The sequence below is a fragment of the Streptomyces purpureus genome (assembly GCF_014648195.1).
Taxonomy (GTDB): Bacteria; Actinomycetota; Actinomycetes; order Streptomycetales; family Streptomycetaceae; genus Streptomyces; species Streptomyces purpureus.
On the sequence record NZ_BMQQ01000007.1, the window covers coordinates 24,178 to 46,643 of the forward strand.

Annotated in this window: 17 protein-coding genes; 6 read left to right on the forward strand and 11 right to left on the reverse strand. The window is 72.3% G+C overall.

Annotated features, from left to right (window positions below; translation table 11 throughout):
* Positions 1-6 precede the first annotated feature (6 nt).
* Positions 7-1,248, forward strand: a complete 1,242-nt coding sequence (locus IEZ01_RS11465) for a Tm-1-like ATP-binding domain-containing protein (protein ID WP_189201484.1) — start codon at positions 7-9, stop codon at positions 1,246-1,248.
* Here IEZ01_RS11465 and IEZ01_RS11470 read toward each other — a convergent pair.
* Both IEZ01_RS11470 and IEZ01_RS11475 read right to left on the reverse strand, forming a co-directional pair.
* On the reverse strand, positions 1,238-1,921 hold the full coding sequence (locus IEZ01_RS11470; protein WP_189201486.1) for a class E sortase: 684 nt from the start codon (positions 1,919-1,921) through the stop codon (positions 1,238-1,240). The genes IEZ01_RS11465 and IEZ01_RS11470 overlap by 11 nt on opposite strands.
* A gap of 174 nt (positions 1,922-2,095) precedes the next feature.
* Complete coding sequence (locus IEZ01_RS11475; protein WP_189201488.1) at positions 2,096-4,819, reverse strand: FAD/NAD(P)-binding protein; 2,724 nt, start codon at positions 4,817-4,819, stop codon at positions 2,096-2,098.
* A 115-nt stretch (positions 4,820-4,934) separates the two neighbouring features.
* Between IEZ01_RS11475 and IEZ01_RS11480 the strand changes: the two genes are divergently transcribed.
* Together IEZ01_RS11480 and IEZ01_RS11485 are read left to right on the forward strand one after the other, a co-directional pair.
* Entirely contained in the window at positions 4,935-5,414 is a 480-nt protein-coding gene (locus tag IEZ01_RS11480) for an RrF2 family transcriptional regulator (protein WP_028797220.1), read from the forward strand.
* Positions 5,415-5,522: 108 nt separating this feature from the next.
* The gene (locus IEZ01_RS11485) at positions 5,523-6,977 is read left to right on the forward strand and encodes a flavin monoamine oxidase family protein (RefSeq protein WP_189201490.1); all 1,455 of its coding nucleotides are present in this window, start codon (positions 5,523-5,525) and stop codon (positions 6,975-6,977) included.
* Here IEZ01_RS11485 and IEZ01_RS11490 read toward each other — a convergent pair.
* Positions 6,957-8,903 (reverse strand): chorismate-binding protein, encoded by a 1,947-nt coding sequence (locus tag IEZ01_RS11490; RefSeq protein ID WP_189201492.1) that lies wholly within the window; start codon positions 8,901-8,903, stop codon positions 6,957-6,959. The genes IEZ01_RS11485 and IEZ01_RS11490 overlap by 21 nt on opposite strands.
* Positions 8,904-9,057: 154 nt before the next feature.
* Between IEZ01_RS11490 and IEZ01_RS11495 the strand changes: the two genes are divergently transcribed.
* Positions 9,058-10,248 (forward strand): FAD-dependent monooxygenase, encoded by a 1,191-nt coding sequence (locus IEZ01_RS11495; protein ID WP_189201494.1) that lies wholly within the window; start codon positions 9,058-9,060, stop codon positions 10,246-10,248.
* A gap of 10 nt (positions 10,249-10,258) precedes the next feature.
* A complete protein-coding gene (locus IEZ01_RS11500) occupies positions 10,259-10,720 on the forward strand; it encodes a MarR family winged helix-turn-helix transcriptional regulator (protein WP_189201496.1) in 462 nt (153 codons plus the stop codon).
* Between the two features lie 49 nt (positions 10,721-10,769).
* Here the strand turns inward: IEZ01_RS11500 and IEZ01_RS11505 are convergent, their stop codons facing one another.
* The 7 genes from IEZ01_RS11505 to IEZ01_RS11535 form a co-directional block, all read right to left on the reverse strand.
* A complete protein-coding gene (locus IEZ01_RS11505; protein WP_229832885.1) occupies positions 10,770-12,407 on the reverse strand; it encodes a serine hydrolase in 1,638 nt (545 codons plus the stop codon).
* Between the two features lie 106 nt (positions 12,408-12,513).
* On the reverse strand, positions 12,514-14,817 hold the full coding sequence (locus IEZ01_RS11510) for an excinuclease ABC subunit UvrA (RefSeq protein WP_189201500.1): 2,304 nt from the start codon (positions 14,815-14,817) through the stop codon (positions 12,514-12,516).
* 77 nt (positions 14,818-14,894) lie between these two features.
* Positions 14,895-16,688: a gamma-glutamyltransferase family protein gene (locus IEZ01_RS11515; protein WP_019884153.1), complete on the reverse strand. Its 1,794-nt coding sequence runs from the start codon at positions 16,686-16,688 to the stop codon at positions 14,895-14,897.
* Between the two features lie 86 nt (positions 16,689-16,774).
* Positions 16,775-17,653 carry a PhzF family phenazine biosynthesis protein gene (locus tag IEZ01_RS11520; RefSeq protein ID WP_229832887.1) on the reverse strand — a complete coding sequence of 293 codons (879 nt, stop codon included), beginning with the start codon at positions 17,651-17,653 and terminating at the stop codon, positions 16,775-16,777.
* The gene (locus tag IEZ01_RS11525) at positions 17,650-18,531 is read right to left on the reverse strand and encodes an LLM class flavin-dependent oxidoreductase (RefSeq protein WP_308427164.1); all 882 of its coding nucleotides are present in this window, start codon (positions 18,529-18,531) and stop codon (positions 17,650-17,652) included. Before IEZ01_RS11525 ends, IEZ01_RS11520 begins: the two co-directional genes overlap by 4 nt.
* Before the next feature lie 52 nt (positions 18,532-18,583).
* Entirely contained in the window at positions 18,584-19,540 is a 957-nt protein-coding gene (locus IEZ01_RS11530) for a 3-methyl-L-tyrosine peroxygenase-related protein (protein WP_019884149.1), read from the reverse strand.
* Positions 19,537-19,971 carry a VOC family protein gene (locus tag IEZ01_RS11535; RefSeq protein ID WP_189201504.1) on the reverse strand — a complete coding sequence of 145 codons (435 nt, stop codon included), beginning with the start codon at positions 19,969-19,971 and terminating at the stop codon, positions 19,537-19,539. Before IEZ01_RS11535 ends, IEZ01_RS11530 begins: the two co-directional genes overlap by 4 nt.
* A 216-nt stretch (positions 19,972-20,187) precedes the next feature.
* Between IEZ01_RS11535 and IEZ01_RS11540 the strand changes: the two genes are divergently transcribed.
* Positions 20,188-20,856, forward strand: a complete 669-nt coding sequence (locus IEZ01_RS11540; RefSeq protein WP_028797216.1) for an O-methyltransferase — start codon at positions 20,188-20,190, stop codon at positions 20,854-20,856.
* A 40-nt stretch (positions 20,857-20,896) separates the two neighbouring features.
* Here the strand turns inward: IEZ01_RS11540 and IEZ01_RS11545 are convergent, their stop codons facing one another.
* Positions 20,897-22,465 (reverse strand): 4-hydroxyphenylacetate 3-hydroxylase family protein, encoded by a 1,569-nt coding sequence (locus IEZ01_RS11545; RefSeq protein WP_019884145.1) that lies wholly within the window; start codon positions 22,463-22,465, stop codon positions 20,897-20,899.
* Position 22,466 lies beyond the last annotated feature (1 nt).

Genomic DNA, 22,466 nt, shown 5'->3' on the forward strand with positions numbered 1-22,466 from the left:
ACGTTCATGGCGACCGTTGTGCTGGTGGGCACCCTCGACACCAAAGGGCTCGAGTACGGATGGCTGCGGGAGCGGCTGCTGCGGCGCGGCGTCGACGTCACGGTCGTCGACGCCGGGGTGATCGGCGACCCGCGGATAGCGGCGGACGTGCCGCGCGCGGAGGTGGCCCGGGCGGGCGGCGCCGACCTGGAGCGGTTACGGCGCGACGGGGACCGGGGCGCCGCGGTGACCGTGATGGCGCGGGGCGCGGCCGAGACCGTACGGCGCCTGCACGGCGAGGGCAGGCTGCACGGCGTGCTGGCGCTCGGCGGCAGCGGCGGTACGTCGATCGCGACCCGGGCCATGCGCGAACTGCCCCTCGGCGTACCGAAGCTGATGGTCTCCTCGATGGCCTCGGGCGACGTCTCCGCCTATGTCGGCTCCACGGACATCACCATGATGTACAGCGTGGTCGACATCGCCGGTGTCAACCGGGTCTCCGCCCCGATCCTCGCCAACGCCGTCGACGCCGTCGTCGGGATGGCCCAGGGCTTCGCCGCCACCTCGCGCGCGGACGCCGCCGGCCCCCTGGGCGGTGCGGGCGGGCGGCCGCTCGTCGCGGCCAGCATGGCGGGGGTGACCACCGGTTGCGTGGACGCCGCGCGCGAGCGGATGACCGAGCACGGCTACGAGGTGCTGGTGTTCCACACCAGCGGGGCCGGCGGACGCACCCTGGAGACGCTCGCCGGAGAGGGACAGTTCGCGGGCGTCCTGGACCTGACGCTGAGCGAACTCGCCGACGACCTCTGCGGGGGCCTCCTCACGGCCGGTCCCGGCCGGCTCACCGCCGCCGGGAGCCGGGGAGTGCCGCAGGTGGTGAGCCTCGGCGCGCTCGACATGGTGAAGTTCGGCCCCGCGGACACCGTCCCCGACCGGATGAGCGAGCGCCGTATCAGGGTGCACAACCCCTCCGTCACGGTCGTACGCACCACCCCCGGCGAATGCGCCGAGCTCGGCAGGCGTGTCGCGGCGAAGCTGCGGGCCGCCACCGGGCCGACCGCGCTGGTCCTGCCGCTGCGCGGCCTGTCCACTCTGGGCGCGCCGGGCGGCCCGTACCACGACCCGGCCGCCGACGAGGCACTCTTCACGGCGCTGCGCGAGGGGCTGCGCGGCAGCGCCGTGGAGCTGGTCGAGACCGACACGCACATCAACGACCCGGCCTTCGGCCGTGCGGCCGCGGACCTGCTGCACCGCATGATCAGCGGCTGACCAGGACGCCGATCTTGTCGATGCGGTGCTCGGGGTTGCCCTGGGCGTCGCTCCAGAAGTTGCCCGCCGCGTGGTCCTCGGGAGTCGCACAGGTGGAGAGCGTGATCATCGCCCGGGTGGGCCGCTCGCCCGGCTTGCCCGGGACCGCGGCCCGCTGCTCGGCCAGCGAGCGCTCGGACCGGAAGGAGGTCTTACGCGTGTCGGTGATCCGGTACTCGTACACCGTGCCGCCCAGCTGGACGAAGACGGAGTCGCCCTTCTTCAGGGCGGGCAGATCGCGCATCGGGCCTCCGGCGGAGAGCCGGTGGGCGGTCACCAGATAGTTGCCGACCTCGCCCGGTCCGACCCCGCCCCGCTTGCCGTACGGGCTCGCCGCGACGCCCCGGTCCTGGATCACCGTGCCCGCCCGGTCGTCGGTCGTGCCCTCGTACGGAACCACCTTCAGGTCCTTGACGCCGATCGTCGGCATCGACAGCAGCGCCGTGGCGGTCTTCGGATCGGGCGCGGCCGGCTTGGCGTCGGGGGCCGGCATGGGCGGCGCGGCGGCCACCGTGGCGGTCGCCGACGCGGTGGTCAGCGAGGCCCTCGGGTCGGCCGCCGCGCCCGTGTCCAGGGCGGTGCAGCCGACGAGCGCGGCGACGGCCGCGGCGGGCAGGAGACGGGCTCTGCGCATGGTGCTCCGGTTGGGTGGCCGGGGGCGACCGTCCGGCGGAGAGTGCCGGCGGCCGAATAGGGGACTCACATCCACCGTAATCGAGGACCTACTCACCCGAAAGGGGGAGCGGGCGGCCCGGCCGTGCGCCGACGGCCGGACCACCCGGGCCCTCACCCGAAAGGAGTAACGGGGTCAGGGGCGGAGCGCCGCCAGCCGCCGGCTGTCCAGGGGCGAGGAGCGGCGGTCGAGGCGCTCCTCCAGCAGATGCCGGGCCGCGTCGCTCTGCCCCGCCTCCACCAGGGCGTACAGCAGCGTCTCCTCCACGATCTCGCGCTGCGCCGCGCTGCCGCCGACCCGCCGCAGGGACGGCAGCAGCTCCCGCAGCCCCTGCACCGCGGCGGTCCACCGCTCCTCCAGGACGGCCTCCAGCGCCCGGCACAGCGGCGCCACGACCTCCCGCTGGACCGTGTCGGCCCGGGCCGCGTGGTCCCGCAGCCGCCGCAGCGCCGGCAGATCCCCGGCCGCGGTGAGCGCGACGGCGCTGTGCAGCGCCGTGAACGCCGTCGCGGGCTGCTCCAGCACGTCCCGGGCGACCGCGTCCAGCACCCCGTCCACCGGCATCCGGCCGGTCCAGTGGTGGCACATCCGGGCCCGCCACAGCAGCGAACCGGAGTCGACCAGCGCCCGCACGCCGTTCACCTGGCGGGGCGCGAGCTGTGCGAACCAGCGCCTGCGGACCGCGGCCGGATCGTCGAGCGCCAGCTCGTGCAGGGCCACGTGCCAGGAGAAGTGGGCGCGGTGCACCGCGCCGCGCCCCTGGTCCGCGATCCAGCCGTCGAGCCAGTCACGGCCCGCGTGGTGGTCGCCGGACTCGTAGTGGACGTGCGCGAGGGCGTGCACGGCGTGACCGGAGGCCGGCTCCGCCGCCAGCGCCTGCCGGGCGAGCGCTCCCGCCTCGTCAAAACGGCCCTCCTCCTGCCGGAGGAAGGACAGCAGCGAGGTGTGGAACCAGTGGCCCTCGAAGGCGGGCGCGGTCCGCGCCACCAGCCGCTGCGCCAGGCTTCCGTCGAGGTCGCCGATGCCGGAGAAGGCGATGGTGGGCACCGCCGCGCTGAGCGCGAGGGCGTCGGCGGGGAAGCGTTCGAGATGGTCGATAAGGGCCTGGTCGCCGCCCTGGCCGCCGATCCGGCGGGAGACGACGTCGACGAAGGAGCGCTCCCGCTCGTCGCCGCGCTCGGCGGCGCTGCGCTGGGCGTCGGCGAGCGCCCGGGGCACGTCGACCTCCGCGCCGCACTCGTGGCCGAGCAGCGCGAGCGTGGCGTGGCCCAGCGCGAAGCCCGGGTCGAGCTCGGTGGCCCGGGTGAAGGCCTCGGCGGCCTTGCCGCGGACGGTGACGACCCGGGCCAGGCCGGTGCGGTAGGAGGCCGCGGCGGCGGCGTGGGTCGACAGGGGGAGCCCGAACTGGTCGGTGGGGCGGCGCCGACTGGGGCGTACGGGCGTGGCCAGCGGCGCGAGGACCGCCTCGGCGACCGCCTTGGCCTGGGTACGGATCTCCGGGATCGCGGTCGTCTCCCACAGTTCGCCGCGGCGGGGCGAGCCCAGCGTGAACAGCGGCCGGTCGGCGCGCCGGCCGGCGTCGAGCAGCCGCCCGTCGTCGGTGGCGACGCCGATGCCCAGCGGGCCGGGCACGGCGAGACCGTCGGCGAGCAGCCCCGCCCACATCGGATCGCCGGCCGCGTCCGCCCGCAGGCCGGGGCCGGTGCAGTCCACCACCCGGCCCACGCGCAGTTCGCGGCCGTCGTCGAGGACGACGGCGAGCCGGCCGTCGTCGAGGGTGTGGGCCGAGGCGACCCGTCCGGCGTGGATCCGCAGCCGGCGCGCGGCCCGCGCCCGGGCCACCGCCTCGGCGGTGGTGGGCGCCATGCGGTGCCGGTGGGTGTTCCAGAGTGTGGCGTCGCGGCCGAGGAACTCGGCCCGCTCGTCGTCGCTGAGCCCCTGCCACAGGCTCACGAGGTGGGGGCGGAGCCCGTCGAGGGCCGGGCGCCAGTCGCCGTGGTCGCGCAGCGCGGCGGCGAGGTGGCGGCGTAAGGCGGTCCGCAGCCGGCCGAGTGGCAGCCCCGCGAGGCCGGGCGGGGCGGGCAGCGGCGGCAGGGGAGCCACGGCGTGCGGCTGGGGGAGCAGGCCGCTGCGGGACAGGGCGTGCACCGTACGGCCCGCCCGGTCGAGGACGAGGGCCAGGTCGACGGCGGTCAGACCGCTGCCGACCAGCAGGACGTCGTCCGAGTCCGGGACCGCGCCGAGGGCTCCGGGCGCCCAGGGCCGGGCCACGAACCGGTCGGAGTCGCGCAGCCCGGGCGGTGCCCAGGCGGCCGTGGCGGGGGCCGGGCCGGTCGCCAGCACCACGCTGTCGGCCCGCAGCACCGACCCGTCGGACAGCGCGAGTTCGAACCGCCCCGCGCCGTCCCCGTCCCCCGCGTCGGCGCACCGGGTGACCGTGGCCCGCAGACGGCGCACGGCGACCGTGCCGTGGGCCGTGATGATGGCCCGGCCGAGCGTGTCGGCGATATAGGAGCCGAAGCGGTAGCGGGCGGCGAAGTCGGCGGCCGTGACGGTGGGTTCGCCGTGGCGGCAGAGCCAGCGCCGGAAGTGGCCGGGGTCGTCCGGGTAGGCGCTCATGCCGCCCACCGGGACGTTGAGCCGGTGTTCGGGCGCCTCGGTGGCGTACGCCGTGCCGCGGCCCGCCTCCGCGGCCGGGTCGATCAGGACCAGTTCGAGCGGCGTACGTCGGCGTGCCGCCGTCTCGCAGAGCTGTACGGCGACCAGAGCACCGGCCGCGCCGGCTCCGACGACGGCAACGGTGGGGCGGGGAGGAGCGGGAACCACGGATACCTCCGACTCAAGGCGGGTGGCGCACATGAAGTTCACTATGTAGATGAACAATGTGAAGAGACAACCCCCTCCCGGCGTGGCGGTGATTTCCCGCCACTTGGGCATCTCGTGGGCCGGCGACGAGTCATGAGACATTGAGCCGGTGAGGATCTCAGCGCGAACGGACTACGCCGTACGAGCCATGGCGGAGTTGGCCGGTTCACCCGACCGGCCGCTGAAGGCGGAGGACGTCGCGGGCCGTCAGGACATCCCTGTCCGCTTCCTCTTCGTCGTCCTGAGCGAGCTGCGCCAGGCGCGCCTCGTGCGGAGCGTACGAGGCCCCGACGGCGGCTACGCCCTGACCAGACCGCCGGCCGAGATCACCCTCGCCGATGTCATCCGCGCCATGGACGGGCCCCTCGTCAGCGTGCGTGACCTGAAACTGACCGGGCTCTCCTACCAGGGCGCGGCCGCTCCGATGCCGGACGTCTGGCGTGCCGTGCGCACCAGCCTGCGCCAGGTCCTGGAGGGCACCACGCTGGCGGACCTGGCCTCCGGCGCCCTGCCCGAACTGGTGCGGGACCGGGCCCGGATGTACACCGACGACGTACGGACGTATCCCCCGCACACGGAACCCCACTGACAATCACTTTCCGTTCGGAAAATGATTTAGCTTCCGCATGGCCAGTTCTCACGTATATAGTTTCCAGCCGTTAACGATGCGCGAGTGTGTGTGAGCGAGGAGACGGGTATGCGAGAGGCCACACCGACGGAAGTACGCCGCGACTTCGACAGCGGCATGCCGGACCTGCGGCTCCCCAGGTCCGTCGTCGTCATCGGCGCCGGGTTATCGGGGCTCGCGGTGGCGTACGAACTGGCCAACCGCGGCTGCGACGTGACCGTCCTGGAAGCCTCGGGCCGGGCGGGCGGACGGGCCTACACCCTGCGCGAGCCCTTCGCCGACGGGCTCCACGCCGAGGCCGGCGCCATGACCCTGACCCCGCACTGCCACTACGCCATGCACTACCTGCGGGAGCTGGGCGTGGGCCTGGAGACCGCAGACCTGGTCGGGACCACGTTCTCCTACTTCATGGGCTCCCGGCTGTTCACCCCCGACCGGGAGTCGCTGGAGCAGGCCGGGCTCCCGCTCGCCCCGCACGAGAAGACCCTCGGTGTCGAAGGCATGATCGACCGCTATGTGCGCGACACCTACCAGGCGCTCCAGCCCGACATCACCGCGCCGGACTGGACCGTCACCCCGCTGCTTGGCCGCTACGACCAGCGGTCCGTGTACGAGGTCCTCACCGACCGGGGAGCGTCTCCCGTCGCCGTCGACCTGATGGAGCCGCACTTCCTGGAGATGCGCGGCGGCGACCTCAAGACCGCGTCCGCGCTGTCCTGGCTGCGCCACGAGGCGAGCCCGCACTCGCTGACCAACGCCGACCCGCGCTGGTCGAAGGTGAAGGGCGGCACCGACCGCTTCCCGCAGGCGTTCGCCGAGCGGCTGAAGGACCGGATCCGCTACCGCAAGCCGGTGGTCCGCGTCGCACAGGACGCCGAGCGGGCCCGGTTGACCTTCCTCGACCAGGGTCGGCTGCAGACGATGGAGGCCGAACGGGTCGTGGTCACCGTCCCCTTCAGCGCCGTACGCCACATCGACTTCACCGACGCCGCGCTCTCGGACGCCAAGCACGACGTCATGCGCCGGGTGAAGTACTCCTCGATCGTCCGCGTCTACCTCCAGATGAGCAGCCAGTTCTGGCCGCAGCGCAACGCCAGCTTCTCCACCGATCTGCCCGTCCGCTGGATCCGCGACGCCACGCCCCAGCTCCCCGGCCCCCGCAAGATCCTCGAATGCCTGATGACCGGCTGGCGGGCCCGCGCGGTCGCCGTCATGTCCGCGGAGGAACGGCTGCGCTTCGTCCTCGACCAGGTCGAGACCGTGCTGCCCGGTGCGCGGGACCACTACGAGACGGGCACCTCGGTCGTCTGGGACCAGCAGCCCTACATCGAGGGCGCCTACATCCTCCCCGAGCTCGGCCACAGCGCCCTGATGCCGGTCATCCGCCGCCCCGAGGGCCGTATCCACTTCGCCGGCGACCACGCGGCGTTCGAACCCAACGGCGGCTCGATGACCTTCGCCCTGGAGTCGGCCGCGCGCACCGTCCTCGAACTGGGCCGGGGCTCAGGCGAGCAGCAGCCGTAGGAGATCCGCCCCGTTCGTCGTGATGACCGACTCCGGACGGAACTGGTAGCCGGCCGCCCGCGGGCCCGTGAACGCCACGAGCTCGCGCCGGTCCGCGGAGTGCCAGAGCCGGATACCGAGCCGGCCGGCCGCCTTGTCACAGTGGTCGGCCGGCTCCACGGCGCAGGCGTCGCTGAAGGCGGCCGTCACCCGCAGCCCGTGCACGTCGACCGTGCGGCGCACGACCTGGCTGGGGCGGGCGACCGGGGCGCCCGCCAGGCCCAGTTCGCGGGCGAGCACCTGAAAGCCGGTGCCGATGCCGCTCACCGCGGGCCCGCCCGCCGCCGCGCCGGCCAGGAGCGTGCGGGCCAGTGCGCGCAGGGCCGTGTCCGGGGCGCCGGGCCGGCCGGGCCCCGGGGCGAGCACGACCCGGCCCCGGGGACCGGGCAGAGCGGCCGCCTCGACCTCGTCGTACCGCCGCACCTCCACGGTCCGGCCGAGACCGCGCACCATATGGGCCAGGACCTCCGTCTCCTCCTCGCCGGAGTCGACCAGCAGCACCGCGTCCGCCGCCCGCCTCCTGGCCGGCGGCCGGGCGAAACCGCTCCAGAACGTGGAGAGTTGTCTGCGGCGCAGATCCAGCTCCTTCGCCACCCGGTCGTCCAGGGCGAGCGCGGCGGCGGTGTCCCGGTCGGGTGGAGTCCTGCTGGGGCCGGCCGGGCGGGGCGCGTCAGGCCGCAGGGTGGACAGCAGGGCGGCCGCCTTCGCGCGGGTCTCCGCCGTCTCCGCCTCCGGGCTGGAGCCGGGACCGAGCGTGGCGCCCACCGACAGCCGCAGCAGACCGTCCCCGTCGATGTCGAACGTACGGATCACGGCGGCCGAGTCCAGCTCCTCCCAGCCCTGGGCGTCATGGCCGAGGAGCGCGATGGCGCCGCCGTAGTAGCCGCGGCCCGTCGGCTCCCGGCGCCGGACGACCCGGCACGCCTCGGCGAACGGGCGGCCGACCGCGGTCGAGGCGAACATCGTCCGCGCCAGGGTCTGCCGCGCGGAGAGCGCCGCGGGTCCGCTGATCCTGCACTCGCTGTGCAGCAGGTGCGCCATCGGCCGCAGCCGCGGGCCGTCCACCAGGACACCCTGGCCGGTGACCCGGCAGAGCAGGGCCAGTTCCGCGTCGACGGTGGTCGCCAGCTCCTCGGACTCCTTGGGGTCCTGCAGGAAGGAGAGGAGCCCGGCGAGTTCCGCCCCGCCGGGCGGGTAGCGGTACGTCCCGCACATCGGGTTCATCACGACCCGGCCGCGCTCGATCCGTACATGTCCCTGCGGGGTGGCACCGACCAGGGCCCGGCCCCGCCGGCCGCCGGTGTGCACGGCGAAGGTCCAGTGCGCGCCCGCCTCTGCGGTCAGCAGCCGGCGGAACAACTCCAGCGCCAGCGCGGGCCGGTGGCTGCGCAGCCGGGCGGTGTAGTCGCGGCGGATCAGCACGCTGAGCCCCTCGCGGGCGACCTCGGTGGAGACGACGTCCCGGACGAGTGCGGCGTACTGACCGTCGTCCGTCTCGAAGCCGGCGTCGTCGAGGGTGAGCGTGGTGGGGGGCAGGGCGGCCGCCAGTTCGGCGGTGGGCAGCGAGTGATGTTCGGTGATCCGCAGGACCCGCAGGGGAGTGCCGTCCTGGTGGCACTCCAGTCCCCGCTCGGCGAGGCGGTGGTACGGCAGCAGCGCCAGCGCGTACGGTCCGCCGCCCGGTGCGGGCGGTGACTGCGGGATCTCCCCGACCGTGCCGACGCTGCCCATCTCCCCGATCAGCACCTCCACGGGCGGCCGTCCACCGTCTCCCGGGCGGTGGCGGCGCAGCAGTGCGAACGGCGGTGGATCGGGGCTCAGCAACCGCTCGACGAGCGCGGCCGTAGGGACGGAGAACTTGCCATGTGTGAAGTAGTCGGAAATCAAGATGGCTCAGTCATCCTTAAACAGCGGGGGACATGGCCGCCGCGTGCAAGATTCACGCGGAAGATAGTTTCCTGTCGGATAAGATGTTAGCTTGACCATGAAGCAGGGACCAGGGGGCCGCCGATCTTCGCCGTGGCCCCGGAAGCGAGGTGTCATGCGGATCGCGGTGATCGGCGCCGGCCCCGGCGGGCTCTATACGGCCTCTCTCGTCAAGCGCCTCCTGCCCCGGTACGAGGTCGACGTCTGGGAGGCCCAGGCCGCCGACGAGACCTTCGGCTTCGGGGTGGTGTTCTCAGACGGGGCCCTCGGCGGCATCGAGGCCGCCGACCCCGTCCTCTTCTCCGGCATCACCAGCCACTTCGCCCGCTGGGACCGGATCGACGTCCACTACCGCGGCGGGACCGTACGCAACGAGGGCTACGGCTTCTCGGCGATCAGCCGCCGCACCCTGCTCCGGCTGCTCCACGAACGGTGTGCCGCCCTCGGTGTACGCCTGCGCTTCAGCACCCGGGCACCCGGCCCGGACGAGCTCGCCGGCGCCTACGACCTGGTCGTCGCGGCGGACGGGGTCAACTCCACGACTCGTACCCGCTACGCCGGGAATTTCGGCACCGAGCGCGGCGAACGCGGCGCCCGCTACATGTGGCTCGGCACCGACCGGCCCTTCGACGCGCTGACCTTCGCCGTCACCGAGACGCCGTACGGCCCGATGCAGGCCCACGCCTACCCCTACGCCCCCGGGCGCAGCACCTTCATCGTCGAGGTCAACGAAGCCGTCTGGCGCGCCGCCGGGTTCACCGGCCACCGGACCGAACCCGAGGACGGCAGCAGCGACGAGCGCTCCCTCGCGAGGGTCGCCGAGCTCTTCTCCGACGTCCTCCAGGGGCACGGCCTGGAGGGCAACAAATCGCGCTGGGGCCGGTTCACCGTCGTCAGCAACCGCCACTGGAGCCACCGCAACATCGCCCTGCTCGGCGACAGCGCGCACACCACCCACTTCTCCATCGGCTCCGGCACCAAGCTCGCCATGGAGGACGCCCTCGCCCTCACCATGGCACTGCGGGACCACACCACGGTCCCCGAGGCGCTCGCCGCCTACCAGGCCGAGCGCGAGCCGGCGGTGGCGGCGATGCAGCGCACCGCCCTGACCAGCCTCGAATGGTTCGAGGACATCGACCGCTGCGTCGGGCTCGACCCGGAGGTCTTCAACGCCCATCTGCTCACCCGCAGCGGGCGGCTCACCCACCGGGACCTGCCGCCGCACGACCCGGACCGTATCGCCCTGATCCGCAGCCGGTTCGCGGACGCCGACGCCGGCCGGTCCGCCGTCCCCGCCGCGCGGTGAGGCGGGGCGGATGAGCGGGCCGACGGCCGGGCCGCCCGAGAGCGGCCCAGGCTCCCTGGCCGACGCCCTCTGCCATCTGCAGTGCGTGCTGGTGGCCCGGCGCAGCCGGGCCGATCCGCAGGCGATCAGCTGGGCGCAGTACGACGTACTGGACACCCTCGACCGACGCGGCGGCATGGCGCCCTCGCAGCTCAGCGCATCCCTCGGGGTGTCGCGTCCCAGCATGTCCAAGACGCTGCGCTTCCTGAAGGACCGCGGGCTCGTGGCCCAGACCGTCGCCCACGGCGACCGGCGGGAGCTGACCACCACCCTCACCGAGGAGGGGTCCGCGCTGCTGCTGCGCGCGGCCGACGACCGCCGGCAGATCGCCGCGCTCGCCACCGGCGCCCTGACCCCGGGGGAGCGGAGCCTGTTCACGGAGCTGTGCGAGAAGGTCGCCGAGGCGCTGCACGCGGGGCGGGCCGGGGCCTGAGACGAGGTCAGGCGCGGCTCTCCCGCCGCGCCCTGCTCCGGCCTCCCGCCTATTCGTTCCTCGTGAAGGTGCCGAGACCGGTCGTGTCGAGGTTCTCGACCCGAACCTTGTCGGCGCGTCCGCCGGACCCGACGGTGAAGGTGACGCCGGACAGGCCGACGGCGTTCTCGCCGGTGGTGCGGTAGCTGAAGGTGTCACCGTCGTAGTGGCTCAAGGTGAACCGTTGCCTCTTGGGCCCGAGTTGCATGGTGAGTTCGTTCCCCTGGGTGCTGACGGTCATCGGGCCGTAGTACTCATTGGCGTACGTTCCCGTGTAGGCGCTGTTCGCCTTGGCGGGTGCGGGCGAGGCCGGAGGCTTGCCGTAGTCGACCGGCGAGCGTTCCCCCGCCAGGGTTTGCTTGATGATCGGCCCCAGGAACGTCAGCCAGTCGACGGTCGGCCCGCCCGTCTGCGCGATGTCCAAGAAGGCGGCGGTGACCGCCTCTGGCACGCCGATGGGCTCGCCGTTGGTCAGGACGACGATGCCGAGCTTCTCCGAGGGCAGCAGCCCGACGTTGGTGGCCGCCCCCAGCGCGAAGCCGCCGGAGTGGCCGAGCTTCAGTCTGCCCTGGTCGTCGTAGCTGACGTTCCAGCCGAGCCCGTAGAACCCGGCCCGGCCCGCGGGCGAGGGCGGCGGCACGGAGACGATGTGCGGCAGGTGGGTCTGCGCCAGCGCCTCGGCGGCGACGATCTGCCGCCCTTCGAACTTGCCGTTGCCCAGTTGCAGGCGCAGCCACTTCGTCATGTCCCGGGCCGTGGAGCTGGCCCCGCCCGCCGGGCTCTGGGCGTCCGCGTTGCGCACGTACTCGGCGCGCCAGGCGCCCCCGGACTGCACATGCGTGACGGCCTTGTTCCGCGCCCTGTCGTAGTCGGCGAAGGAGGAGCTGGTGGAATCCATGCCGAGCGGCCGGTACAGCTTATCGGCGGACAGCTTCTCCCAGCTGGTCCCCGCCGCTCGCGCGGCGGCGACGCCGGCTTCGGTCAGCCCGAAGTTGGTGTACGCGTACTCGGCCCGGAAGGGGGTCAACGGCTGGTAGCGGAGGTGATCCAGGATGTACGAGCGGTCGTAGCCGAGGTCTTCGAGGAGGTCTCCGGCGTGGTCGGGCAGTCCGCTGCGATGCGAGAACAGGTCGGCCAGCGTGACATGGCGGGTGACCCATGGGTCCTTGAGGGCGAAGCCGGAGTCGTGGTCGACGACCGGGTCGTCCCAACCGACGATCTTCTGGCCCACGGCCGCGGCCACCACGGTGGACGCGATGGGCTTGGAGACCGAGGCGAGCTGGAAGACGGTGTCCGCATCGATCCGGTCCTGCGTGCCTGCCTTCCGCAGGCCGAACCCCTTGAGATGGACGACCTCGTCGTTGTGCACCACGCCCACGGCGACTCCGGGCACACCGGTGCGGCGCATGAAGTCCTGTACGACGTCGTCGAGCCGGCTCACCGCGGTCTCGACCTCGGCCCGAGTGATCTGTGGTGCTGGCTGGGCGGGAGGGGCGGTGGGCAGCGGTGACGCCCCGACCCCCGCACGCCCGACGGCGGCGGCGTCGGCATCGGCCCTGGTGCAGCCGACGGCCAGCGCCGCCACCAGGCCCACTGAGCCCAGTGCCACGGTGGCGCGAAGAGAGCGGGCACCTACACGGTCAACCAAGAACATGTCTCCCATGCAAGTCCCTCCCCTGGCGCCTGTCACGCCTTGGCAGGCCGTTCAGGGGATCCGGCGTCCGCCCTCACGCGGGACCCTGGGTGTGGTCGGCCTACGGGGTGGTGGACGGGGCGTAGTGGGTGAGGTCCTCGGCGAGGGAGCGCGCGGTGTGGGATCCGTCCGCGTGCAGCAGCTGGGCCGGGGTGCCTTCGAAGACGACCCGCCCGCCGCCCCGGCCGGCCTCGGGCCCCAGGTCGATGACCCAGTCCGCGTGCTTGACCACATCGAGGTCGTGCTCGATCACGACGACCGTGTTGCCGCCGTCCACGAGCCGGTCGAAGAGGGTCAGGAGCCGCTTGACGTCCTCCATGTGCAGTCCGGTGGAGGGTTCGTCGAAGACGTAGACACTGCCGGTCTCCTTGAGGCGGTGGGCCAGCTTCAGCCGCTGCCGCTCGCCGCCGGACAGCGTCGACAGCGGCTGCCCCAGGGTCAGGTAGCCGAGGCCCACCTCGGTGAGCAGCGCCAGCTTGCGGCGGATGCCGGGGTCGGTGAAGAACCGCGCCGCCTCGTCGGCGGTCATGGCCAGCACGTCGACGACGGTCCGGCCGTTCAGCGTGTGGGCGAGCGCCTCGTCGTTGAAGCGCCGGCCCTCGCACCGCTCGCACACCGTCGTGACCGGTTCCATGAAGGCGAGATCCGTCTCGATCACGCCCTTGCCCTGGCATTCCGGGCAGGCCCCGGCCGAGTTGAAGCTGAACAGCCCCGGATCGGCCCCGGACGCCCGCGCGATCAGCCGCCGTACGGTGTCCATCACATCCGTGTACGTGGCCGGGTTGGACCGCATCGACACCCCGACCGACGACTGGTCGACGACCACGGCTTGCGGATACTGGGCGGTGAAGACCTTCGAGACGAGCGTGCTCTTGCCCGAGCCGGCGACCCCGGTCACCGCGGTCAGCACCCCCGTCGGGATGTCGACCGTGACGTCCCGCAGGTTGTGCAGGGCGGCGTCGCGGACGGTGAGCGCGCCCGTCCGGGTCCGCACGGCCGGCTTGAGCCCCGGAACGGTCATCAGGCTGCGGCCGGTCGGCGTGCCGGACGCGCGCAGCCCCGCGAGGCCGCCTTCGTAGATCACCTCCCCGCCGTCGCTCCCGGCGCCCGGCCCCATGTCGACGACATGGTCGGCGATCTCGATCACGTCCCGGTCGTGCTCCACCACCAGGACGGTGTTCCCCTTGTCGCGCAGGGCGAGCAGGATCTCGTTCATCCGCCGCACATCGCGCGGGTGCAGGCCGACGCTGGGTTCGTCGAAGATGTACGTGAGTCCGGTCAGGCTGCTGCCTAGGTGCCGCACCATCTTCAGGCGCTGCGCCTCACCGCCGGAGAGGGTGGTGGTCTGCCGGTCCAGGCTCAGATAGCCGAGGCCGACCGCCTCCACCCGTCGCAGCGCGGCGAGAGCCGCATCCACCACGGGTTTGACCGAGGGAGCATCGATCCGGTCCAGCCGCCCGATCAGATCGCTGACCTCCAGCGCGGCGTGGTCGGCGATGTTCTCGCCGTCGATCCGGGAGTCCAGGGCGGCCTTGTTGAGCCGCGCGCCGCCGCACACCGCGCACGGGCCCTGGATCACCACCCGCTCCACGGCGGCGCGTTCGCCCGCCTTCAGGGAGTTCAGGCCGGACTTGAGGTACCGGCGCGTGAAGCGGGTGACGATGCCTTCGTACTCGTTCTTGTAGACGCCGTTGCGGCCCGCCCGGTCGACCTTGAACCCGCTGCCGTGCAGCAGGAGTTCACGGTCCTTCGCGCTGAACTCGCGCAGCGGGAGGTCCGGGTCGAAGAGGCCGGACTCCCCGTACAGCTGCCATTGGAAGGTGCCCACCGCGAAGGCGGGGAAGCCGATGGCGCCTTCGTTCAGGCTCTTGTCCTCGTCCAGGAGCCGGTCGAGGTCCAGCCGGACCGTGGAGCCGAGCCCCTCGCACTCCGCGCACATGCCCCGCGGATCGTTGAAGGAGTACATGTGCGAGGGGCCGGCGCTGGGGGTGCCGTGGCGGGAGAAGAGCACCCTCAGCATGGGGTGGATCTCGGTCATCGTGCCGACCGTGGAGCGGGCGTTGCCGCCGACCGGCCGCTGGTCGACCACGATGGCCGTGGAGAGGTTCTCCATCACCTCGGCGGCGGGCCGCTCGTACTTGGGCAGCCGGTTGCGGATGAAGGCCGGGAAGGTTTCGTTGAGCTGCCGCTGCGACTCCACGGCAATCGTCCCGAACACGACCGAGGACTTCCCGGAGCCGGACATGCCGGTGAAGACGGTCAGTTTCCGTTTGGGGATCCGCAGATTCACCCCCTTGAGGTTGTTCTGCCGCGCGTCCCCGAGAACCATGTAGTCGTCCCGGTCCGCCTCCGGGTCAGCCGTCATGACGAGCCTCTCCCCTGCGCATTGTGATGCACACCAAAGTGGTTTCCAATTGGAAACCTATGCTAGCAGTGCGCCCCTCACCCGGCGACCGCGTACGCCTGCCCGCCACGCGGACTCGCCGCCCCCAACACCATTCCGTCGCTGGTCAGACCGGTCGCGCAGACCTTGCTCAGCGAGTAGTCCTCGACCAGCCGCACCTCGTGGCCGCGCCGGCGCAGACCCTCCACCGTTTCCGGGGAGAAGCCGCGCTCCATCACCACGGACCGGGGACGGTACTCCCGGGGCGTGAACGACGTCGGTACGTGCTCGGTGTGGAACGTGCGGGCCTCGATGGCGGCCTGCGGACTCATGCCGTGCTCGGCGTGGTTGAGGAAGAACTGCAGCGTCCACTGGTCCTGCTGGTCGCCGCCCGGCGTACCGAACGCCAGGTACGGCTGCCCGTAGCGCAGCACGAGCGAGGGGCTGAGCGTGGTGCGCGGACGCTTGCCCGGTGCGAGGGTGTTGGGGTGCCCCGGGGTCAGCGTCGCCATCTGACCGCGCGTCCCGAGCGGGAAGCCGAGACCGGGCACCACCGGAGAGCTCTTGAGCCATCCGCCGCTCGGCGTCGCCACCACCATGTTGCCGTCCGCGTCGGTGGCGGTGACACAGCACGTGTCCCCCTTGGCCGCGGTCAGCTTCACGATCGCGGGGATGCCCTGCTCCAGCTCGGCCAGCCACTCGGGCTCGGCCGGCGCGGTGGAGGCGTCCCACAGGGGTGGCAGCAGCGGCTCCCGGCCCCCCGGCGCGCCCGGCCGCAGCACCTCCGACGCCTCGGCGCCGACCAGCGCCCGGCGCGCCGCCGCGTAGGCCGGGTCGAGGAGTTCCTTGACGGGGACGTCCGCGTGCGCCGGGTCGCCGTACCACGCCTCCCGGTCCGCGAAGGCGAGCTTCGCGGCCTCGACGACGGTGTGGACGTACTCCTCGCTGCCCGGACCCATCCCGGCCAGGTCGAACCCCTGGAGCAGCGACAGCTGCTGGAGGAAGACCGGGCCCTGCGACCACGGCCCCGCCTTGTGCACCGTCAGGCCCCGGTGTTCGAGCGTGAGCGGCTGCTCCAGGCCTGGCCGCCAGGCGGCCATGTCCGCGCCGGTGAGCAGCCCGCCGTGGCGCCGCCCGGTGGAGTCGATCTCCTCGGCCGTCGCCAGATACCGGTCCACGGCCTCGGCCACGAAGCCTTCGTAGAAGGCCTTCACGGCCGCGTCGATCTGCCGCTCGCGGTCGGCTCCGGCCGCCTTCGCCTCGGCGAGCAGCCGCTTGTACGTCGCCGCGAGGGCCGGGTTGGTCACCCGCTCACCGGCCTTGGGCGCGACCCCGCCGCGCAGATAGGTGCGCCCCGACTCCTGCCAGTGGTCGCGGAAGACCTCGGCGAGCGCGTCGATCATCGCGGCCGCCTTCGGCAGCAGCGGATACCCGCGCTCCGCGTAGCCGATCGCCGGTTCGAGGACGTCCTCCAGGCGCAGCGTGCCGAACTCCTTGAGCAGCCGCAGCCAGGCGCCGAACGCGCCCGGTACGACGGCCGGGAGCAGCCCCGACCCCGGGACCGTGCTCAGCCCCCGGTCCTGGAACGCCTCGACGGTCGCGGCCCGCGGCATCGGCCCCTGCCCGCAGACCACGTCGACCGCGCCCGAGCCGGCGCGGTGCGCGAGGATCGGGACGTCCCCGCCGGGGCCGTTGAGGTGGGGCTCGACGACCTGGATGACGAAGGCGGCGGCGACCGCCGCGTCGAAGGCGTTGCCGCCCTTGTCGTACATACGCATGCCGGCGGCGGACGCCAGCCAGTGGGTCGACGCGACGGCGCCCCGGGTCCCGTGCAGCTCCGGACGGAATAACACAGCCAGTTCCTCTTCTCTCGGTTCGTTCGACGACACAGTCCGGTGCACAGCCCGGTGCGCGGGCGGCGCGCCGGAGGGGCCGTCGGTCACACGCGCGCGGCCGTCACGTCGGAGGGCACCCGCATGCGGCCCTGGGCGACCGCCGCGACCTGCCCGAAGACCCCGGCGGCCACGGCCCGTGCGCCGCGCACGGTCACCGTGCAGCGGAGCGTGGCGGGCCGGCCCATCTCGGCGCCCTGCAGGACGCGGTAGTCGAACGTGCCGTCGGCGCCGGGCAGCAGACCGGCATGGGCGAGCCAGGGGCCGAGGCCGAGCGCGGCGGACGCGCACGCCGGGTCCTCCGGCATGCCGTAGCCGGGCGCGAAGACCCGGACCCGGGCACAGCGGGTGGCCCGGTCGTAGGCGACGACGACCGCGTCCGGGCAGGTGTCCCAGACCGGCGCGGACGCGTCGCGCACGGCGCGGGCCACCGCCTCGGCCCGTACGGGCAGGATGTGGAAGGCGGGCCCGAACCCGGCGACGCGGGGCCGGCCGACGAGGTCGTCGTCGGTCAGCCCGCAGGCGGCGAGCGGCGCGGCATGGTCCCAGGTCCGCGGCGCCGGCGGCTCTCCGCGGACGGTGAGGACCGCGCCCTCCGGCGACGCGTCGAGGCTGAGCAGCTTCCCGCCGCACTCCTGCACCACCGCTCCGGCCGGCACCCGCCCGGTGCGCACAAGGGTGGCGGCCGTGCCCACCGACGAGTGCCCGCCGTACGGCGACTCGCCGTCGGGCGTGAAGACCCGTACGCGGTAGGTGGCTTCCGGGGACAGGGGCGGCAGCACGAACGCGGTCTCGGTGAGCGCGATCTCCCCGGCCACGGCCCGCATGTCGCCGTAGCCGAGCCCCGACGCGTCCGGTACGACGCCGAGGGCGCAGCCCGCGAACGGGGTGTCGGTGAACATGTCCACGATCTCGTAATCGATCACCGGGATCCTCCGCCCGCCGTCAGTACCTCCGCCGCGACCTGCTCCAGCACCTTGAGGCTGCCCTGGTAGGGGAACGACTCACGCGGCCAGTGCACCACGAAGTCCGTGATGCCGAGGTCGCCGAAGCGCCCGGCCGCGTCGCGGTACGCCTCCACCGAGTCGAGCGTCCCGCCGACCATCGCGCCGGTCAGCAGCAGCCGGTCCAGGGTCGCCGGATCGCGCCCGGTCCGCTCGCACGCCTCGTCCAGCCGGGACAGTTGCTCCTTGACCGTGGCCAGGGTCTCCTCGTACGGCAGGGCGTCGAACCGGCCGGGGGGCCCGGCCGTGATCCAGGTGGCGGCATGCCGGGCCGCCAGCCGCATGCCCCGGGGGCCGGTCGCCGCGACGGCGAACGGCACCCGGGGGGCGGTCAGACAGCCCGGGTTCATGGGCACGTCCTCGACCGTGTAGTGCGTGCCCGTGTACGTGGTGACGCGCTCACGCAGCAGCGAATCGAGCAGGTCGACGAACTCGCCGAAACGCTCCGCGCGTTGGCGCGGCGTGCGCTCGGTGGGGTCGACGACCCGGTCGTCGAGGCCACCCGCCCCGGCGCCCAGACCGCACACGAACCGGCCCTCCGCGACGTCCTCCAGGGTCATCAGCTCCTTGGCGAGCGTGACCGGGTGCCGGTAGGTCGGGGTGGCAACCATCGTGCCGAGGGTGATCCGTGAGGTGACGGCCGCCGCGGCGGCCAGGGTCGGCACCGCGCCGAACCAGGGGTCGTTCCGCAGCCATCGCCACATCAGCTGGTCGTAGGTCCAGGCGTGATCGAAGCCGAACTCCTCGGCGCGGACCCACTGATCGCGGGCCTCGCGCCAGCGGCGCTCCGGCAGAATCACGACTCCATGCCGCACTGTCTCTCCACTCGTTCGTCGGGGGCGGCCGCGCGCTTCAGCGTGCGGTTCCGTCCAGCAGCCGGGGTGTCAGACCGGCGGCCGAGACGTCGGTCCGCCGCAGGATGCCGTGGAACTCCCGCTCGCAGGTCCGCACGTCGTCGGTGCGCAGCTCCTCGGGCAGCTCCGCGTCCTCCTCCGGCGTCAGGCCGGGGTACAGGCCGTTGGCCGCCACGTCCAGCCGTACGGCCCGCAGCCTGCGCCGCAGCTGGTCGACCAGGTCCGCGGTGGTGACGGGCCCGCGCAGGGTGAGGAAGTAGTTGTCGTAGACGAGCGCCTGCATCCCCGGATGCTGCGGCCGGGAGGGGTGGGCCGCCGTCTCCTGGAGCAGCGAGCGGCCGTCGGGCACGAGCTTGGCGGCGACGCCGGAGTGCACCGCGTGGTACATCCGGACCTCGCGGCCGAGCGCCTGGCCCTCAGGGGTGTCGTTCCAGGCGAACTTCTTGCCGCGCAACAGGCCCCGTACCGGTGCGAAGTCGGGTGCCCAGGTGCCGCTGAAACCCCGGTGCTGGAGGTACATGCTCGGCCGGATCACCGCCGCGTACACGTCCTTGGGGCAGGAGCTGGTGTACAGCAGCATCGCCGTGTACGAGCGGGTGAGCTCGGCCATGGCGGTCAGCGAGTCGGCCGGGTCCGGGCGGGAGCGTGCCTGGTGCAGTGCGTGCGCGAGGAGCTGCCAGACGGCGAAGGTCACCTGATGGCCGGTGATCCAGCGGAACCAGTAGAGCTGGTGGGCCAGTTCGGCGGAGGCGGGGCCCGGCCCGGTGCGCGCGCAGGCGGGCTGCGCGGCGGCCACCGCCGCGCCGCCGGGAAGGACGTCCGGCACCCCGTCGTCCGTGCCCGGCACCGGAGGCTCGGGGAGGGTGAGCGGTTCCAGGCCGTAGGGGAAGTCCCCGAAGTCCCAGCCGTCGGGGGCGGGCAGTTCGCTGACCGTGCGTGCCGCGCCGACGCTCATGCCGTCGCCTCCGGGACGTAGGTGAACTCGAACTCCAGGCCGTTGACGTCGAAGAGGTAGCAGCTGTGCACCCCGTCGGCGTCGACGACGATGTCGGTCGGCGGTTCGTCTGTGGCGAAGGCGTAGCGCCCGGACTCGTACAGCCGCAGCCAGCGCTCCCGCCAGGCCCCCAGCTCGGCCGGTGAGCCGGTGGACAGGCACAGGTGCTGGAACTGCGTCTTGTTGCCCCCGGGCAGCTCCGGGGTGTGGCCGTCCCGCTCGAAGAGGTGGAAGCGGACGTCGCCGACGGCGATCTCGGTGAGCCGGGTGATGCCCGGCAGCCGGCTGAGGGTGAGGTCGGAGAATGTGTCCAGGGACCACGCCTGCGTGCAGCCGAAGAATTCCTTGTACCAGGCGAGGCAGTTGTCCAGATCGCGGGTCTGGATGCCCATGTGGTGGAGTTTGGGTATGAGTAAGTTTCCGGACATTGGCTGTGTGCTCCAATCCGACGGGGAGTTGGGATACCTCCGCGATTGACAGACTAATCAGCCGCGAGAAGTTCGGTCAACGGGCCGTGGGAATTGATGGTGAATTGGCTGGGCGGGAATTCTGATGAAGTCTCGATTCTCTTCTTGCCATTACCGGTTGCATCATGAAACATGAATCTCATGACACAAGAGCAGTGGAATGCTGTCGACGGATACTTCAACTCCCTTCTCATCGAGGAGGACGACGCGCTCGCGGCCGCCGCCCGGGCGCACATCGACTTCGAACTCCCTGATCTGGCCGTCGCCCGGAACCAGGGGAAGCTGCTGCATCTGCTCGCCCGGATCCATGGCGCCCGGCGCGTCCTGGAGATCGGCACGTTCGGCGGGTACAGCACCATCTGGCTCGCCCGGGCGCTGCCCGAAGGCGGCCGGCTGGTGACGATCGAATGGGAGGCCTCCTTCGCCGAGGCGGCCGCGGCCCACATCGAGCGGGCCGGCGTCGCCGGGATGGTCGAGCAGCACGTCGGCAAGGCCCTGGACATCCTGCCCGCCCTCGCCGGCAGCGGGGCCGACCCCTTCGACCTCGTCTTCATCGACGCCAACAAGCCCGACATCCCCGAGTACTTCAGCTGGGCGCTGAAGCTCTCGCGGCCCGGCGGGGTCGTCGTCGTCGACAACGTCGTCCTCGGCGGGGCGGTCGCCGACCCGGACCACCAGGACCGGGGCGTCCAGGGCGTCCGCCGGTTCCACGACATGCTCGCCGAGGAGCCGAGGGTGACCGCCACCTCGATCCAGACCGTGGGGGCCAAGGGGTACGACGGCTTCACGCTGGCACTGATCTCCTCCTGACCGGGGCGGGGTGGCGGCCGCCGGCCGCCACCCCACAAGGTCAGTCCAGGTCCGGGCGGATCAGATCGGGCGCGGTCCAGCCGTCCAGGTCGTACTCCGCCATGCACTCCTCGGCGAAGCCGCGGTACTGGTCGACCAGACCCGAGGCGGTCTGCGCGAGCAGCAGCTCGATCCGCACGCTCTCGTGGTTGCCCGAGTAATTGCGCTCGTACAGCTCGTGGCGCCCCGCGAATTCGGTGCCGACCGAGTCCCAGATCAGCTTCATCAGCTTGACCCGCTCGACCGAGTCGTAGCCGTTCGAACCCCGCATGAACCGGTCCAGATACGGCCGAAGTTCCGGCTCGGCGAAGTCCTTGGCATGGGAATTGAGATAGATGAGACCGCTGCTGAGGTCCTGCAGGATGATCTCCCGGATCCGCGGATAGCCGATCGTCATGAACCAGCGGTACGCCATCCCGTAGTCGAGGTTCGGCAGCAGCGCGCCGTCGTGCCACTCGTTCGGGTTGTGCGCCATGGCGTCGCTCAGCGCCCAGAACATGTTGCGCCAGGCGAGCACCTCGCCGACCCGGGTCTGAATTCCCCGGAAGTCCTTCGTGCCGGTGACGTCCAGACCCTTCAGGAGCAGACCCGCCAAGAAGTCCAGCTTCACCGCGAGCCTGGTCACACCGTGGAAGGTCAGGCGGTGGGTGAAACCGGACGAGGTGAGGAACGTGCCGGCCTTCGCCGTGTCGCCGTAGATGAAGACGTTCTCCCAGGGGATCTTCACCTTGTCGAGGATGAAGATGGTGTCGTTCTCGTCCAGCCGGCTCGACAGCGGGTAGTCGAACGGGCTGCCCATCCGGCTCGCCGCCAGCTCGTAGGACTGACGGCAGATCAGCTTCACCCCCGGCGCGCCCATCGGCAACGTCGCCACCAGGGCGAACTCCTTCTTCTTCACCGGCAGTCCGTAGTGCGCCACGAAATTGAAGTGGGTCAGCGCCGACCCGGTGGCCACCACCTTGGCGCCGCTCACGATCAGACCGTCGTCGGTCTCCTTGTCCACATGGACGAAGACGTCGTCGACCTCGTCCGGCGGCCGGTGCCGGTCCACAGGCGGATTGATCACCGCGTGGTTCCAGAACAGCACCTTCTCCTGCGCCTCCGCGTACCAGCGGCGGGCGTTGTCCGCGAACTCGCCGTAGTAGCCGGGGTTCACCCCCAGCGTCACCAGGAAGCTCGCCTTGTAGTCGGGGCTGCGGCCCATCCAGCCGTACGTCAGCCGCGCCCAGGCGGCGATCGCGTCCCGGTCCCCGACGAGATCCTCGACGCTGCGCGGCGCGCGGTAGAACTTGTGCGTGAAACCGTCGCTGCCGGTGTCGGTCGGCGCGGTCAGGGTGGCCTGGTGCTCGGGGTCGTGCAGCGCGTCGTACAGCCGGGCCGTCATCCGTACGGTGTTGCGGAACGCCGGATGCTTGGTGACGTCGTCGACCTTCTCGCCGTACGCCCAGATCTCCCGGCCGTCGCGGATGGACTCGATGTACTCGTCCCCGGTCAGCGGACGGGTGACGCGCGGGGCCTTCGCCTCGCCGGCGGCGCCGGCCGGACCGGGCTCCTCGATATGACGGGTCATG

What these genes read in the sequence shown, in the direction of transcription:
- IEZ01_RS11465 (WP_189201484.1), top strand. Translation starts at nt 7, where the DNA reads ATGGCGACCGTTGTGCTGGTGGGCACCCTCGACACCAAAGGGCTCGAG.
- IEZ01_RS11470 (WP_189201486.1), bottom strand. Translation starts at nt 1,921, where the DNA reads ATGCGCAGAGCCCGTCTCCTGCCCGCCGCGGCCGTCGCCGCGCTCGTC.
- IEZ01_RS11475 (WP_189201488.1), bottom strand. Translation starts at nt 4,819, where the DNA reads ATGTGCGCCACCCGCCTTGAGTCGGAGGTATCCGTGGTTCCCGCTCCT.
- IEZ01_RS11485 (WP_189201490.1), top strand. Translation starts at nt 5,523, where the DNA reads ATGCGAGAGGCCACACCGACGGAAGTACGCCGCGACTTCGACAGCGGC.
- IEZ01_RS11495 (WP_189201494.1), top strand. Translation starts at nt 9,058, where the DNA reads ATGCGGATCGCGGTGATCGGCGCCGGCCCCGGCGGGCTCTATACGGCC.
- IEZ01_RS11500 (WP_189201496.1), top strand. Translation starts at nt 10,259, where the DNA reads ATGAGCGGGCCGACGGCCGGGCCGCCCGAGAGCGGCCCAGGCTCCCTG.
- IEZ01_RS11510 (WP_189201500.1), bottom strand. Translation starts at nt 14,817, where the DNA reads ATGACGGCTGACCCGGAGGCGGACCGGGACGACTACATGGTTCTCGGG.
- IEZ01_RS11530 (WP_019884149.1), bottom strand. Translation starts at nt 19,540, where the DNA reads ATGAGCGTCGGCGCGGCACGCACGGTCAGCGAACTGCCCGCCCCCGAC.
- IEZ01_RS11535 (WP_189201504.1), bottom strand. Translation starts at nt 19,971, where the DNA reads ATGGGCATCCAGACCCGCGATCTGGACAACTGCCTCGCCTGGTACAAG.
- IEZ01_RS11540 (WP_028797216.1), top strand. Translation starts at nt 20,188, where the DNA reads ATGACACAAGAGCAGTGGAATGCTGTCGACGGATACTTCAACTCCCTT.
- IEZ01_RS11545 (WP_019884145.1), bottom strand. Translation starts at nt 22,465, where the DNA reads ATGACCCGTCATATCGAGGAGCCCGGTCCGGCCGGCGCCGCCGGCGAG.